General features: G+C 39.5%; 7 protein-coding genes. 4 read left to right on the plus strand and 3 right to left on the minus strand.

Annotated features, from left to right (window positions below; all coding sequences use genetic code 11):
- The 4 genes from M4I44_RS10350 to M4I44_RS10365 are packed head-to-tail and all read left to right on the plus strand — an operon-like array spanning position 1 to position 3,522.
- Positions 1-522, plus strand: coding sequence for a general secretion pathway protein (locus M4I44_RS10350; RefSeq protein ID WP_249967230.1), 522 nt, complete (start codon positions 1-3; stop codon positions 520-522).
- Positions 523-556: 34 nt separating this feature from the next.
- Positions 557-1,468: a tail fiber protein gene (locus tag M4I44_RS10355; RefSeq protein ID WP_249967231.1), complete on the plus strand. Its 912-nt coding sequence runs from the start codon at positions 557-559 to the stop codon at positions 1,466-1,468.
- Between the two features lie 3 nt (positions 1,469-1,471).
- Positions 1,472-2,494, plus strand: coding sequence for a tail fiber protein (locus M4I44_RS10360; protein WP_249967232.1), 1,023 nt, complete (start codon positions 1,472-1,474; stop codon positions 2,492-2,494).
- Positions 2,491-3,522 carry a hypothetical protein gene (locus M4I44_RS10365; RefSeq protein ID WP_249967233.1) on the plus strand — a complete coding sequence of 344 codons (1,032 nt, stop codon included), beginning with the start codon at positions 2,491-2,493 and terminating at the stop codon, positions 3,520-3,522. The genes M4I44_RS10360 and M4I44_RS10365 overlap by 4 nt, the downstream gene beginning before the upstream one ends.
- A gap of 87 nt (positions 3,523-3,609) precedes the next feature.
- On the opposite strand, the gene M4I44_RS10370 is transcribed toward M4I44_RS10365, so the two are convergent.
- The 3 genes from M4I44_RS10370 to M4I44_RS10380 are packed head-to-tail and all read right to left on the minus strand — an operon-like array spanning position 3,610 to position 17,166.
- A complete protein-coding gene (locus tag M4I44_RS10370; RefSeq protein WP_249967234.1) occupies positions 3,610-12,165 on the minus strand; it encodes a hypothetical protein in 8,556 nt (2,851 codons plus the stop codon).
- 2 nt (positions 12,166-12,167) lie between these two features.
- Positions 12,168-13,664 (minus strand): hypothetical protein, encoded by a 1,497-nt coding sequence (locus M4I44_RS10375; protein ID WP_249967235.1) that lies wholly within the window; start codon positions 13,662-13,664, stop codon positions 12,168-12,170.
- A gap of 4 nt (positions 13,665-13,668) precedes the next feature.
- Entirely contained in the window at positions 13,669-17,166 is a 3,498-nt protein-coding gene (locus M4I44_RS10380; RefSeq protein WP_249967236.1) for a hypothetical protein, read from the minus strand.
- Between the last annotated feature and the right edge of the window lie 56 nt (positions 17,167-17,222).

Here is a 17,222-nt window from a genome sequence, read left to right on the forward strand (position 1 = left end):
ATGAAGCTGAACAAAAAAAATAAACTGCTTATTGTCGGTTTTTTGCTGGTACTTTATTTCAGTTATTCTCTTGCAATATCAAATACGCTGCACTATTATCGAGAGTATCAAATCAAACAGGAGCAGATAGCTGCAGATAGTAACATGCCCAGATTGGTAGGTCAAATGGCTCAAAAAGAAAAGCAATTAGATCAGGCATTGAGAAAGTATGATGTAAGTGTTTCAGAATCATTTCAGAATGATTTATTAAAACAGCTTACTTCTTATAGTGATAGTTATAAACTAAAAATTACTGATTTCCAGGAGCCTCATGCTGTCATGCAAAAAGGATTTACAGTAACTAGTTATATTTTTTCTTTAGAGGGTTCTTTTAATGGATGCCTGGCTTTACTCAATAAAGTTGAAAACAATCCTGCCTTAGGAACCATTAGGCATTTAAACTTTATCAAGAAAAAAAATTATAAGACCAATACAGATGAATTATTTGTTGAAGTCATTATGCAAAAAAATAAGGGAGCTTAGCCCAGATTATTAATTAAATTAAAGAGAAAATATTATGAAAAAGACTCTTGTCTTCATTGTGGCATTTGCTGCACAGATCAATTTTGCCCAAAGTGTTTTCCCTACTGATGGGAGTAATGTTGGAATTGGAACATTAAGCCCTGTTCATAAACTTGATGTGCATGGTAATGCCATTTTCAGAGGTGCTCTAATAAGTACTGCATTTAATGATACAGGTGGACACATACAGCTATTAAATCCTTCTAAAAATAGCAACGGAGGTGCAAGTGCATGGATGATTTATAACATGACAGGAGGATATGGGAATAGTTTGCAATTTTGGGCGTACGATAATTTAAGTTGTGGAGTACCTGGAGGAATGTGCACGAATCGTTTTACCATAACCGATACTGGTAATATTGGTGTGGGAGAGTCTAAACCAGAGTCAAAGTTGGTTTTAAAAGATAACAATCAGGTGTTGAGTTTTTTGACAAATCAAAAATTAAATGGAACCTGGCCTCCGGTTGCGGAGTCTACCACAATGACTATACAATCGTCGGGTCTTTCTTCTGGTAATATTGCTTTTGCCACAGGAAATACTGAGATGATGAGAATTCAGGCAAATGGCAATGTAGGTATTGGTACAGCGAATCCAAATGCAAAACTTACAGTAGCTGGAAACATCAGCTCCCGCGAAGTAAAAGTAACTGTAGATGCAGGGGCAGATTTTGTTTTTGAGGAAGATTACAATCTGAAATCTCTCGATTCTGTAGAAAAATACATAAAAGAAAACAAACATCTTCCTGAAATTGCTTCTGCTCAGGAAATGGAAAAAGAAGGGATTAATTTATCTGAAATGAATATCAAACTGTTGCAAAAAATAGAGGAGCTGACCTTGTATATGATTGAGATGAAAAAGGAGAACGCTGAAATAAAAAAAAGGCTTGAGAAAATTGAAAACAAATAAAAGATGATGAAAAAAATATTTGTTGCATTAGCGGTTATATCAAGTATTAGTATTCAGGCACAATCAGGGAACTCATTATCGATTGAGGATACAAGAATGATAAATGATTTACCTAATTTCTCTTCCAGAAACATTAGAGCAGATTTTAAAGAAAGAAGTATTATAGGTGCCCCGGGAAGCGGATATTATTCGACTAATTTAACGCTTTTACCATGGGCAAATAATGAGAATAGCGGTGGTAAGAATCATCAGTTGAGTTTTAATGATGGTGGTGTGTTTTATAGAACTGCATATCCAATGGATTCTCAGTGGGGTAATTGGAGACAAGTATTAATTACTAATGATAATGGATCTGTAACAGTACCCGGAACCTTAACCATAGACGGAGGGTTAAACAACACCTTACCAAGGCCCTTAATCTCAGCAATGACTTTGTCTAAAGGTGAAATTAGAGGTTACAGTGGTCATGGAAATACTTCTGATGATGGATTCTTAAGATTATCTGCAGGAGGCGGAACAACTTCATCTGTTAAATCATTTATTGATTTGTCTGGTTATTCAATCGTACCAGATATGAACATGAATATTGTTTTTGGTACCTCCGGTTCAGAGCGGTTGCGAATTGACGGAAATGGCAATGTTGGTATTGGTACAAAATCGCCAGATGCTAAATTAACTGTAAATGGAAATATTCATTCCGGAGAAGTAAAAGTAGACCTTGATTTCCCAGCTCCGGACTATGTTTTTTCCAATAATTATAAATTAAGAAGCTTGCAGGAAGTTGAAGATTATGTAAATAAAAATAATCATTTACCGGAAATTCCTTCTGCAAAAGAATTTGAGAAAAATGGCGTTTTGTTGGCAGAGATGAATATGGCTTTATTGAAAAAAGTAGAGGAGCTGACTTTATATGTCATTGAACAAAATAAAAAGATAAATGATCTCGAAAAACAAAATAAAAAGTTGAGTGATCTGGATAAAAGATTTGAAAAATTAGAAAGAACTTTAAAGTATAAAAATAAATGAAAAAAATCAGCTTAATAGTATTGTTTGGGATGTCTTACTTAGTTTCGAATGCGCAAAGTTTAACCCCAACTTCTCATATTTCGGCTCCTGGTACAGCGGATGCTTTTAAGGCGGGTTACACTTTTTCTTATGCAACTGCGGGAACTCCTTGGAACGGATCACTTATTAGTTATGGGGGATTTTCTGTAAATAATTATGATACTCAGATAAGTTCAGATTACGGGCCAAATGGAGGAAATCATATTTCGTTTAGGACTAAAAATGGAGACTCGAATATATGGAATCCTTGGATTGAATTGGCAACTAAGGCCAGGAATGATTTTGATGGTGATCAAAGTGTAAACGGTCTTGTGGGGATTGGAATAACCCCTGTACATAAATTACATATTAATGGAGGTCATGGAGATTCCAGAATTCTCTTGCATTCCGTAGGAGGAGTAGACGATGCCAGACAGGCAGATCTAATGCTTTGGGCAAGTGAACCCGGATGGACATATTCAGGTGTAGGAATAGGTAATAATGTGCATAATTTTAAGACTGGTTTGGGAGGGCTGAGTTTATTGAACACAGCGAGAGGGGGATCGTATATTAGATTATTGGATAATTCGATGTTGTTCAATGTTATTTCTTCTTCAGGAGTAGATAAACAGGCTCTCAGCATAAGTTCTGAAGGCAATATAGGAATTGGGATGACGAATCCGGTTTACAAACTGGATGTAAATGGAAGGATTCATTCCAAAGAAGTAAAAATAGATCTTGATTTTCCCGCTCCGGATTATGTTTTTTCCAATGATTATAAATTAAGAAGTCTGGAGGAAGTTGAAGATTATGTAAAAAAGAATAACCACTTGCCGGAAATTCCTTCTGCAAAAGAATTTGAGAAAAATGGTGTTTTGCTGGCAGAGATGAATATGGCTTTACTCAAAAAAGTAGAAGAGCTGACTTTATACATGATTGAGATGAAAAAAGATATTACGATTCTAAAGGAAGAAAATAAAGCTTTAAAAGAAAAAAATAGAAGTAAGTAGAATACAATTAATAAATTTAAAAGCCAAAACGATTGTTCGTTTTGGCTTTTTTTATCTTTTATGAATAAGTAATTGTTTTGTTTATCGTTATATAGTAATATCTTCTAATAACAAGGTAAACGGAATTTGTAATATCGGGACATAGTTATCGGTTACGGAATAAGCCGTCAGCATGAAGGCAAATGTTCCTGCATTGGTTTGCGGATTATTGGTTTGCATCCAGCTGTTTATTCCTTCCGTGATCATATCAGCAATATCTTTTCCATGATCGGCAACGGTCAGTGTGGTTGGGGTTACCAATAAGACTGGCACATCTATAGGGAAAGTGGTTCCCGGAATAATGTAGGTATAATCACACTGCATTTTAATGGTAAATTCTGTAATAGCACTGTTTATATTTTCGGTTAAAGCATCAAACAATGCCAATAACTGAACATTAAGGGTACGGGTTGGCTGTACCGGGTAAGTTGCTGTTCCAATGGTATTAATATCTATTGCGCTGTTTGCATTGAGCAACGGAATTAGCTTGTTGTAGAACATCACCTGTGGTGTTTGGTAGATAAATAGCGGATTGGTGGTTTGCCAGGTTCCGTCCTCATTTTCTAACAGTTCTTCGTTTCTGATTACTGCTACGCTGCTCCAGGCATTTTGTGCGCTTAAAATATCTAAACCATTGAGCAGAACCGTTCTGGATGGATCGTTATTTCGGTTTTCATAAAGAAGGTATACCTGATTTCCGTCATTGTCGAGATTATAATAGAGGAATTCATTGGTTTTACCTTCGATAAGTTCGCTGGTATAACCTGCAATCGTAACATTAATGGTCACATTAGCCGATTGCTGGTTGGTAGAATCAATAGTCACAATTAAGTATTCGGTGGTCTCTTGCGGACTTTCGGTGATGGTATAAGCCAATGTAAATGGCGGAGCCGGCGCGGCATCGAAAGCTCTTGCATTAAAGCTTACCTTTCTCGGATTAACCTGATTGGTTATTGACCATTGTGTCGCTACCTCATTAACAATATCAATAAAGGCAAGCATGGCATAACGGGCATTAATAGCCAAAGTGGAATCGGCTTTTAGAGTTGCAGGGGTTAGCATGGCAAGGCAATTATCGAAATCGGCATTGATTAGCGGATAGGAATCGATGAATTGAGCAAATGCCTGATATAAACCTAAATTTGAGGTGTTGGCATTGGCATTAAAACTTTGATTTTCGTCGGTAACGTTAAACTGGATTTCGGTTACAATAGTATCCTGCGCCGCAGAAGGATTTTGGTACGTATAGTAATACTCCCATATACGGGCCTCCTGTATGGTAATTGGCTGCTGCTGGCCAGTATCATTTACCGGATAATCAAAGTTCTGTGCCGATATCGACGGTGGTGTCGGATAGGCGCGCAACGGTACCGGTATAGTGGTTTTACCAACATCACTCATGCCGGCAAGTGGGCTCTCTTTGTGATCTATTTCGGCATCCAGAGGTACAATAAAGGTAAGCCATGAAGAAGCAAGATAATCTGCTAAATCAGGTACTTGTGTAATGTCAAATTCCAGATGGCTCACTTTGTATTCCATATCGCCAAAAGAGAAGCTACGGCTGTCGGCAGCATCTTTGGCTTCAAACATATAAGTTAACCAGGAATTGCCATTAGCCGTTGGAACTTTTGCGGTAGATAAAGAGTACTCTGTTGATTTCAGAATGGTATCGGAACCGTCAGCAACCGGATCAATACCTAGCATTTTTCCGTATAAATTAGGAACATAAGGCGGTTGCGGAGGGACATTGTTTGAATTCGCATATTCACTGCCTTTATAGGCCGAACTTATACTCGCCGTAGTCTGTACAGAAGCAATATAACGATAAGCATTCGCCAGCTGAATCAAAATTTGCTGTTTCCATTTTTCCTGTGCATTACCAATATTCGAAGGACCTTTTCCGGCATTTGGCTCAATAATAAAGTCTATAGTTCCTTCAATCGCTTCGGCCAGTTTTTGTTTGGCATCCAAAATCAATTGCAGGTAATCCGGATCTCCGGTAAATACTTCATCTGCGGTCAGTAAAAATGCAGGAACTGAATAGGTTGGGCTTAGGAATTTATCAACGGCTTGTAAAAACTGCAAGCCCCAACTGTCCATATCAATACTGGTGTAATTTTTAGTCACACCATTATCGGTTGGATAAGGTTTGCCTTGTTGATACGTGTTTATTTTAGCAGAGAACGATTGTAAGCTGGTTGCCAACGGAATCGGGGCGAAATAGTATACTTGCTGATTGTTGAACCCGAATTTAAGACCATTTGCTCCGGTACTGTCAAAACGAACCATCCAAAGCGGTGCATTTGCAGTGGTGTCACTATTGCCTTTGGTAAGATTGGCTCCGGTCGCTGCTTTAATTACAATACCAGTATTTGGCTGATTGATAAAAGCAGCTTCAAATTGTTCGGCAAAATAGGTCAGTGCCAGCATACCGTTCACACCGTTTTCTGATAGAGGCTGTATAACGGTATTGGATGAAGCGACTCCCGCTACATTAGCGAAATTAGGATCTAAGTTTGCGATACGTTTCATGGTTAAACTTGTCGCAACCAATGAAATTTCGGCCAAAGTCGTAATATTAGCAGTATTTACTACCGCATTTATGGTATAGGTTTGAATCGCTGCGGGCTGCTGTCCTGCAATGATTGCATTTAAATATACGATGATAGGATTGATAAAATTGGTCAGTAAATCACTGTTAGCTATACTATGGTCTGTTGGAGTAATTACCCCTTGTGCATTGGACTGATCTTCTACAGTTGTGGTGTAATGAATAACCATATCACTGCTGCTAAGCTGATAATAGAGATTCATAAACGTAATAATATCAATCTGAGCATTATTCTGAGCTCCGTCGCCCACATAACGAACAGTATTGAAATTAAAGTTCAGGCTGATGTTAGGTTTACCACTTACGGGACTGAACAAATACGATACCGATACCGATGGCCATTGACTGAGCGCAATAATGGCATCAGAATATAGCAGCTGCATAGACGCATTCAACGGAGTTGTACCGCTTGGAGGGATATTTCCGAACATGTCCTGCCAGTTCATTACCATTTGTACTGTAGTTCCAATACCGGCATATGGGTTTGGATATTTAGGATCAGTGCCTTGCTGTTGTACATATTTGTAATAAGGTACAACGGCGCTGTAGTTCCAGTCTTCAACATCATCATTGGCGGAAGCATTTCCGTTTTTGGTATTTTGAATGGCCTCGTCGTCCATAGAATCTACCGGACCTGCGGGCATTGGGTTAATATAGGCGGGAATAGAAGGTACCGTTAATCCAATAAGGTTGAACTGAGTCTGCAGGTATATTTGATCTTCGGCTAAGGTTGGTACAGGCTGTGTAGGGACATAATCCCCCGGATTTTTACGGGAAACTTCGTAACCAACTGTTCCCGGTAACAGAGTAGCTACACGTGTGGTATATTGCTGAGCGACAGGAGCAGTGTCCGGAGACTGAACATAAACAGAGGTATTTGTAGTGTCAATAGTATCGCCAATCACAACGCTGTTTACAAACGGACTTAAGATCAAATTGTCATAAGTTATGACTAATGCGATAGTTGCCATTCCGGTACCTGCAAATAGTGTATCCGGTAAACCTTTATTCTCGCTGTTGTTGTAATAGAAGTAGAAACCGCCACTGCGAACAATACTGCACTCCCACAATAATTTAATAAAATCTCCTGCATTGTTCAGGGTATTGTAATTTCGTTCGGGAGTTTCAAGGACAAAACTTCTTGCCAGCATTCCTTCTACAGGATTCGTTTCTGTAGACAAATTTGCTTGTACAATGGCGGTTTTATAGCCTCCGTTGGCATCTGAAATATAGCCTCCATCTGAGTTTTGAGTCGGATCAGGTTGATACAGAATCTGAATTTGCTGTATGGTTTTGGTTCCGTCGCTGTCACCGTGTGTGTTCAGATAGGTCAGTAATTCCTCTAAATAAACAGTTCCTGCATCGTCGGCACCTACCAGATTGTACATGTTGTTGGACAGAGGAGTAACCTGACCGTCTATTGCTGTTATTTTTTGTAAAGAAAAATTAACAACTGTACCCCAGGTATAGTTTTTTACCGTTGCCTTAGTGGTTCCTGTACTGGTTGTGGTTAAGGTTTTAACGTCAAATTGCCAGTTTCCTTCCTCTGCAAAAATGGTAGTTAAGTTAGACGGTAATTTCCAGATGACCGGTTTGTTGGTAATACCGGAATAATAATCCCCCGGATATTGCCATAGCGCAGGAGCTCCTAATGAGAAGGTCTGCGGAGTATCATTGTAGTTGATAAGCGCGGTTGGACCATAAGTAAGAGTTGGTGATAAGGTAATCGATGCCACATCCTGTATGTGCTGAATTTCACTGTCGTCAATCGTTATGGTTAAAGTATTATTGGTACCTGATACCATCGTAATCCAGCTTACATTAGGATTTTGTAACAGTACAGAATATTTATCACCTGCTTTTAAAGTCGAAGGAATTGCAATCTGCTGACCTGTTAAAACATATAGAGGCTGTGTTGTTCCTTTAGCTGCATCCGGTGGCTGTGGCAATCTTAATCCGTGAAGCATAAAGCGCGATGCCATACCGCCAATTCCCTGTACGCTGTCTGTAACTGCATTAGAAACCACATCGCTTACTTTGGCTGAAAGTGTTTCCTGTTTGTCCAGATAATCAGCCGCTGCCTGTAGGGCCTGTTTAGCCAGTAACGCTACAAAATCGGTAAACATAAATGTAGGGAACGATAAGTTTGGCTGATCTTCATACGTTGGATCACTTACATTGCCGCAATCAGTAGAATCGTAATATTCTGCCGTAATGCTGGATTGATATTCTACTGCAGATGAGGCAAGTAATACGGTGATATCGCTAATGTAATTTTGAGTTCCCGTCATGCTCTGGGTCGCAAAATTAATCGGGGTCCCCGCAGTACCATTGAGATCAGTGTTTAAAATCAATTCAGGAACCACAGGGAAAACTGCTGCGTCCATACTTTCGTTTTGCGAAGCGTCAACAGCACGAATGTTTAACTGGAAATAAGTACTGAAAAAGGTTCTGATGTCGTTGTTCGACGTATTGATATAGTTGAATGGTGCTACATGATTAGGTCTTGTATTGAAGTAGCAAAGCAGTGTACTGATTTGATCGGCAGTCAGGGTTTGTTCTTTTAGCCAGTCCAGACCGGTATTTTCGCTTGTATTTTCAATTAAGGCATTAATAGCCCAATAGAGTACTCCTTCGGTTAAAGCCGCAAGACTGTTATCGTTAGGATCTGTGTTGATATACAACATCGAGGCATATTGCGGTCCTGCTGAAGATACGGTTAGTTGTGGGAAGAACAGTAAATCCAAAGGGACTTTTGTAGCAGGCTGTATCGGCTGCCATTTTAAATATACCGGTGCGGCGTTAAGGCTCATCATGCTTAGATTGCTGCTGGTCATATCTAATGCTGCTCGCTGTCCTGATCCTTTTACCGGACAATAGTTCCATGGTGCAAGAGCCGAGGTATCGCTGCCAATGATAAACGAAGCCGTGATTGTAGCGCTAAAGTGTAAGGATACTTTAATAGAGAAGAATCCTAAGTTGATTTTTACAGTCAGTTTTACTGAGACACCGGCTTCAAAAGTAATTGGTATTGGTTTGTAACTTTCGATGATCATGGTGATATAGGCATAGGCCATAATATCAAGTCGGGCCGAAATAATCGCAAAATTGATCTCGCCGTAAATGTGTCCGGTTAAACCAAAAGTTCCCTGAATTTTAAAGTACGTTTCATCGTGCGTACTCAGAGAAGTATTGGCGCTGAAAAAGCCGAGAACTCCCTGAAAGATCCCCACAGCAGTCAGGGAAAGTCCTGCTTTTAAAATACCCTGATCGACAGTTTTACCTACTCCTAAGGAAAGGCCTAAACCAAATTCGATCACAGGATTAAACACACCACAAGTGGTGGTCGGAACACTACTGGAAGTGGCTCCGCTTAGGTAGCCGAAATAGAACCCTCCGAAACCTACAAACGGAAATACCTGTACCGAGAAGGAACGGGAGAAATCAGTAATGCTGGCCGGGAATCCAAAATCCAGAAAGAAGTTTCCATTGGTGTATATTTTTACACCAATAATCGGAAGGGTAATTGAAACGGCTCCAAATTCTAAATGTCTGAACTGATCCGGTAATTGCAGATCAATCTGATACATTCCGATAGAGTCGTTTATTTTTTTATAAAGAATTTCAAATTGAAGGTTCTTGAATGCACCTGCTTCCTTACTTACTCCAACTAACAATCCATACATATTTGGGTCGTTGAATACAGCTGCGATTCGATAAAATTTAGCCACTGTAAAGTCAGTTCCGATCAGCCAGTTGCTGTCCTGATCAAAAACAAGTGTTCCCGGTTTGGTGGTGGAGGTTGCTGCCGGTACGGGTATCGCAGTGGAACTTTCGTCAGACGAGCTGGTAAATGCAGTAGATAATGCTGTGATGGCGGCATCAACGGAGTCCAGACTTGGAACGTCGTACATCGTAACATGCTGTCCCATAGCGAGTAGTTTCAGGTCGAAAAACTCGCTTCCCATTCCCGGTACAGCAGGCATTTTAGTAGCATCGCTTCCTTTACCGTCTTTTTGTAAGGGCGAATCACTTTCGATAGGCAATCCTAAGAAAGTACCGTCAATATAGATATAAACGCCACTATTGGCAATCGATTCATCTTTGGTGATTTTGAGTGCTTTTATATTGATAAAGCCTAAATCTACATTAACCGGAATACTGGCTACAATAGTACTTTTAGCTGAATCTTTGTAGCGGGTATATTTAAACTCGAAACCGGAAAGATCGATACTATCCAGTAAATTCCATGGAGCCGATAAACTGAAACCGGGGCTAAAAGTGCCGACCAGTGTTGTGATAATTTCACCCAGTGATATTTTATCAAATCTAATGTCGATAGTATCGTTTTGTGCACCACTGGTGTAGGTAATTGTGCTGGCAAATTCCGGTATTTTTAAATATACTTCGGTATCAGGTGTGCCAAATTTGTATCCCACGATAAAAGTCAGTCCGAGCATTTGTCGGGCATCGGCTGTACCGGTAATGGTTCCCGATGTTTTACCATCGGTGTAAGTAATGTCAACATTGGCACTCAAATCCAGATTGAAAGAGCTGTATTGTAAATGCCAGGCGACATCACCTTTTATGTTGTAGATCGAAGATTTTGCTTTATCATTAGGCAGAACATCTTTAAAACTCACATTGCTGATGCTCGGTAAATTGTCTTTTACCCAACTCGGAATGGTGTCGTACCCCATACCAAAGGCCTGTAGAAAAGTAACTGCAATATCACTTAAAGAAATTACCTGATCGGTTCCGGTACTGGCACCAAAAGTCCAGGCCTCGGCATCATAGCCTGCATATATGTTTAAATCAACTCCGGAATCGGGAGTAGAAGGGCCTATGTGAAAAGTCCCCGCTATCTGCCCCGTGGTTGCTCCCTGTCGACTGTTGATGTCTAATGTTAAACCGGTCATGGTAAAACTTAAATCCGGATTGGTTAGGGAGAAAAAGGTCCAGTCTGAAACAACATTGCAGTTTACAGAATAGTTTTGTGATGTAGGAGCAATCAGCACATTTAAGATCGTAATTTCTGAATTTAAATCAAGCGAAGTACCACTCCAGAACATACTTAACAAATCACCTAACTGTATCGTACCTGAATCGAGACTCACCTGCGCTTTAAAACTGGGTGCTGTTGTTGCAGTTAAGGTTAATAGGTTTGAATTGGGCGGACCAATGGTAAAACTACCTGTAATAGTAAAAGAAGTGGAAATAGATTGAGAATTGCCGGGGTTTTGAATCATGGCAATTATACTAATATTAGTTATTGCCATTTTAGGCAGGATCTGCCAGACATAGGTGGGGGCCGTACCTATACCAACCGATATGTAATTTACCTGTTGACCCGTTGCGTCATACATGATATCTATTTCCTGTAACCCTAAGTCAGTTAATGTACTAAAAGGCTGTGGAAGTGCAGCACTTAAATTTACACCTCCTACTAATTGAAAAAAGTTGGATATGTTGGGTAATGGAGCATTAAAACTTCCTTGAAACAACCAGGTATTATCGACAACAGGATAGCTCATCTGTAAAGTCAGACTCACCCCTGTGTTAATTGTTCCTCCTATGAATCCAAAAACGGTCGCGTCACTTTCGTAAACCTGAACACCGATAAAAGGATTGGAAAATGAGAACCAATTTATTCCGGCAATTTCCCATGAACCGTTATGCTGCGTTGCAGTTAGATTTGAAAGAATTCCAATATCTGAATCACTGAAGATAAATGAGGTTTGCATGGCCATGCCACCTATTGAATTACTGTTTCCTGTAAGCGTAAACTCCAGAAGAGTATCATTCCATTGGTCTGGTTGTAATGCTGCTTCGCTAATGGTAAAATTAGTTCCGTCGATGATACCGGAATAAAAAGTACCAATTCTATCTGTATTAAATACATCAGGTACAAGGTAAAAAGTACCACTTCCATTTATGATCTGTGTCTGAATGGATTCGTACAAGCTTTTTAATGTCAGTTTATCTTGTGCCATGCTTATTTATTTTTTAAATACTGTAATAGATAAAATACTCCCATAAGCATTTTATCTTCACGTTGATTGTGAAAAAATGTTCTTAATGAACGAAAATAGATCTGACCGGAAGTGTCTGCGTCTTCAAATGCAATAAGTATAGCAAAAGCTAATATTTCTGCTGGTACATCATAGCTGCCATCTTCAAGATCTCTTTTCCAGTTGAGGAGGGTAGATCCGATAATAGTACTTACGTCTTTCATCGATTCAGGATCCTCGGCAGCATTTACTGCATTAAGAGGAAGTGTAGGATATAGGGTAAAAGTATCATTAAGCTGACTGGTTAGTGCGAGATAATCTTTACCGAAGTTTAATACTAGACTGTTGGTTGCTGCCCCTTCAAAAACGGGAGGCATATCAGCAATAAAGTAGAGATAGTTAAAAGCGTATAGAGGTAAAGATCCCATATTTACAACTACAATGTTGTTCGGTTTACCCTCTAATGCTGTAATAGCATCCGGTAAAGCTGCGTCATTATAGTTGTAAGTTTTGATTCTTGTGGGGATCTTATTTTCGATAATCCAATCTCTTAACGGATTATTTTCCAATTCAGGATTTGTTCCTTCGATTAATCCATTGAATTCTTCATAAGTTTCATTGGATAATGTTGAAATAACAACCATGACAGTTCCCTTAACCTGACCGCCAACTAAAGCTGTTTTGTCCTGTGCGATGGCTATACTGGTTGCTAAATTAAAGAGTGCTGTGGCGATGTTAATGTCTTGGAAACTAAGAGAGTCTATTCCGTATACCGGCATCATATTAGTCTTTTCTGCTAGCAATGAAGTAGTGATTTGATTGTAAATAGGGTATTTACCAGCATATTCAGATTTCAAAAAATAGTCAATATTTGTAGCATCCATAACCGGATCAGCTATATAGTAACCTCTTTTAGCAAACGACAAAGGGCTTAATGCTCTTGAATTATCAAGGGATGTATTTAATGTTGGGATTTCATCTGCAGATTGTATCAGACTGGGAGCCTGTTTCCATTGATAAGGCTGTAATATTAATAAATACTGAACATAAAAGTACGTTGCTATGTTCTGGCTCACAAGATCTGCTCCTCCGGTTATACCTATCTTATAAATAGGTGGTCCTGATGACCTGAATGTAGTTTCATCAACAAAAATAAAAGTTGCATCCCCCATGACTACAGGGGTATAAGGATTTTTGGGATCGAATTGAGGAAATAATATCGCTATTTTTTTGATATCATTAGGGAAATAAATCACCTCGTAGGTTCCTTTTAATCCCAGAGAAACCATTCGGTATATAATATTGGCAGCGGTAGACTGATGGCCCAAACCCCCACTGGAAAAAATTATAAACCGTAGCTGGTCCTCAGTCTTAGGATCCTTTAAAAACGCTTTTAATGCAGCCAGATTTTTGTCAAATGTCGCATCGTTTATCTGGGCTGCTTCATCAAGTAATTTTGTTATGGTAGAACTAAATGGCATATCTTTAACTTTTTACGTATGATCCGTACCAGCCTAAACTCTCAGGTTTTGCATTGGCGGCTGGGTTGCCAAATAGCATAAAACATATATTTCCTCCCGGTGGAAAAGACAAACTGAATACCTCTAAAGCAATATTATTAATCTTCATCAGATAAGCAGTAGTTGCTGTACCGGTTGCTTTTTGCAGCATGATGGAGCCAATATTTAGCTTAAGAACGCCCTGCAAACTAAAAGAAGGAGCTTGCGGATTAACTCCCGGTAATTTTACTCCTGCCCAGGCACCTTTTGCACCCACGCACCAGGCCATCATAAAAGTTGAGGTAAATCCGGCTGAACTTGCCAGTGACCCCAGTGTTCCCATATTCAGGTTAAATACCAATGCATACCATTGACCGCTTACGCTTTGCTGTTGCTGTAAAGAGGGGATGGCTACATTCAGATAGCCCTGAGAAGTTGGACTATTAGTGGCATCTCCGTTGGTTATACCCGACAATTGTAAAGGAAAATGAGAATACAAACTGTCTTTCCTTGGAGTGCTTTGTCCCACATCAAATGACATCTGACTGATGTCAAACACGAAAGTTTTGGTCGTGGGAGTTTCTAACTGAAAGCTAAGATCAACATACATATTAGAATAAGAAAGTCCTCTGAAATTGTTTGTGGTACTCTCGGGTTCCGTTCCGAAAGAGAATAAATCAAAACCTTCGAGATCATTGTAATTGATAAAACCCCAGAAAGAGAACTTAGCATTAACCGTATCGCTCGTCACATCGTTTTGAGATACCACGGTAACAAAAGCAGTTTTGATAAACTCAATATCAGTTATAATATTGGTATTTACAGGATTCAGAACATTATCGGAGGTATTGGTAAAAGCATACGACGGAACTCCATTGTTGTTTTCGTAAGTACCTGTCAGTACAATTAAATTGGCACGGTTAGAGGCATCAATTTTTTCTCCAAAGAGTTTGTTGACAGTAAGCGCCAGATAACTGTTGTAGTTGTATATTTTGCTGTTGGTAAATACAATCTTTAATTGCAATACCACAAAATCATAATCTACCGTACCGTTGATTGGAGCCGTATTTTTATAAACCACAGGATCGGAGCCCATGCTTTCAAAAGTAGGATCTTCATAATCGATCAAAGCAAACATCGAGCTGGTAGGCTGCATAGAAACGTTACCTTTGTCATTGTTTACAATACTAATGTCAACCCCAAAATGATGTGCATAAAAATTATCTAAATCGATACCGGCAAGTAGCCCCTGTAGTTCTTTTGGAAAATCCTGTACACTGATATCAACGCCTAGTGCGATAATTCCCTGCCAGTTAGGATTGGTCGCGATGTTGTAAAAATTTAGATAATCATTATCGTGCTGTACCGTATACTTGTCCATTCCGCTTTGGATGTACTGTTGTAGCCACATACTCAGATTAGGCAGCCCATTACTGCTGGTATCATTAAAAGTATCCGGAGAATTCCATCCCTGAATGTTTTGAACTTTATCGGTTAGCTTCCCGGTGCAGAATTTAAAGATGATGACATTTTTGTATTTTCCGTTGGCAGGTTCTTTAGGGACATTCAATATAAAAGGCCATTCCGCAATCTCCATTTCATTGCTGAAATTATCCAGGACATAAGTTCCGTCGCTCAGTTTTTGATTGTATGAGATCACCAAAAACAGCTGATTGGACTGTAAGGCGGTTTGTAATGTTGAACTTGGCGGTGTAAATTGTAAATTAAATATTTTAGAAAGAGTGCCGTTTGATGTCAAAAATTGATTGCTGGCCAATTGTAACGTATTCCATTTGCCATCGTTAGGATTTACATTTACATAAAATCCTTGTGGGCTGGTCGAGGATATTCCACTTTCGTTGTCGTTTACGCTTGCTCTGGCATTTAATAATCGGCTGGCAGTAGGTGGAAGATTTTCAGAACTTACTACATTAGCAATAATTGCTTTTCTTGTTGGGTTAAGTATTTGTTTTTCGAACAAGGAGAAATCAACATTTTTAGACGGAGTAGCCGTTACAGCTCCGTAGGGTACTAAAGGGAAAAATATAGTTTCTTTAGCAGCAGATAAGACGCCTGATCCGGTGGTCAGGTGACTGAACAGTGGAGATTGTGCATCTTTATCCGGAGAGAATAGAGGAGACCCTTGAGGCTGAGCATGGTAAACGACCGGTGTTTGTTCAGAATTAGCTAAAACTACACCATTCCATGCTGTAATATAGCTGTTCGCCAGCCATTCCTGAGTGGTATTACTGCCTACAACATTTTGCGTAGCCTGAATAGGGAACTGTGGTGCAAATGCATTCTGATTGGTCTGGTAGTAGAGCCAGTCTCCCGTTCCGGTAATGGTATTGTTGATATCGATAAACTGAGGCGTAAAACTGATGGTTTCTGTAGAACCCAGTCCGCACATCAATTGCACCTGATCGTTGGTGTCTACATTGTTTTGGTACGAAATGTCAAGTGTTAGAGATGATGCGCCTTGAGGTGTCATGTACCAAACGGCATTTGGGTCGTCCGGAGTCTGCTCGCTAAAAACCAGCATCGAACTGTTTTGTGTTGGGTAATTTATAGAAACACCATTGTTTGTAAAATTCGTATATGGAATTAAAATGAGCGGATATCCAAAATTAGTCAGATAATAAGAAGACAATGCTGAAAGTCTGCTTTGTTGAGTAAAGGTATTGTAGGTTAATCCCAAATAGGCAAAATAAGTATTTACTCCGGCCTTATTCAGTAAATCACAGGGGAAAATACTACTCTGCATGGTGATTAAATCGTTCAGACTTCCTGCTTCGATCAAGGCGAAAGTAACCCTTGTCAATACACCGCTGTTCGCATTGTTGTTAAAACTATATTGATTGCTTACATTAAAACCGATAAAGTCTGAAGCGGCATCAAAACCAAGTACAAACCTGATGTGACCTTGTCCGACACCCGTAAGAGGTATTTCGATGGTACTTTGAATCTGACTTGAAGAAGCAATATTATTGGGTCTGAAACTATAGTTGGCCGATCCTTGCTGACCGGATATTATCATCGTGTTATTGGTAGTATCGAGTGTTAGCAAGACATTGTTGTTGCTTATAAAAAGCGTTGCAAAATCATTCCCGAAACTGTAGTTGAACCCCGTTAGAACAGAATAGACCCCATTGGCGCCTCCTGTTAAAATTAGTTGGGTAGTGTTGTTTGCAGTCAGCGCTGTATTGGGATTTTCAAACCAAACAACCGATGCCGACTGATAAGTTTGCAGCGGACCAAGAAATGAATATACATTGTTTACAAACGTATTGATGTCAATGGTGGGTGCATTTAAAGAAAATAAAAAATAACCATTGTAACCGGAAAGTTCATCCAGACCTATTGAACCACTTGCAGGTCCTGTAACTCCATTTGCCAGTAAATAGGCGAACCAACTGTTATCTTTTGCTGCCAGATACAAGGAAGAATTGCCCGACGAAGTATTTGTGAATTGTAAGGTTGCCATATCTTTTTTGTCTAAAGGTCAAAGGTTAAAAGTCATAAAGTTCAAAGGCTGAAGGT

It is taken from the genome of Flavobacterium sp. B183 (genome assembly GCF_023539155.1).
GTDB lineage: Bacteria > Bacteroidota > Bacteroidia > Flavobacteriales > Flavobacteriaceae > Flavobacterium > Flavobacterium tructae.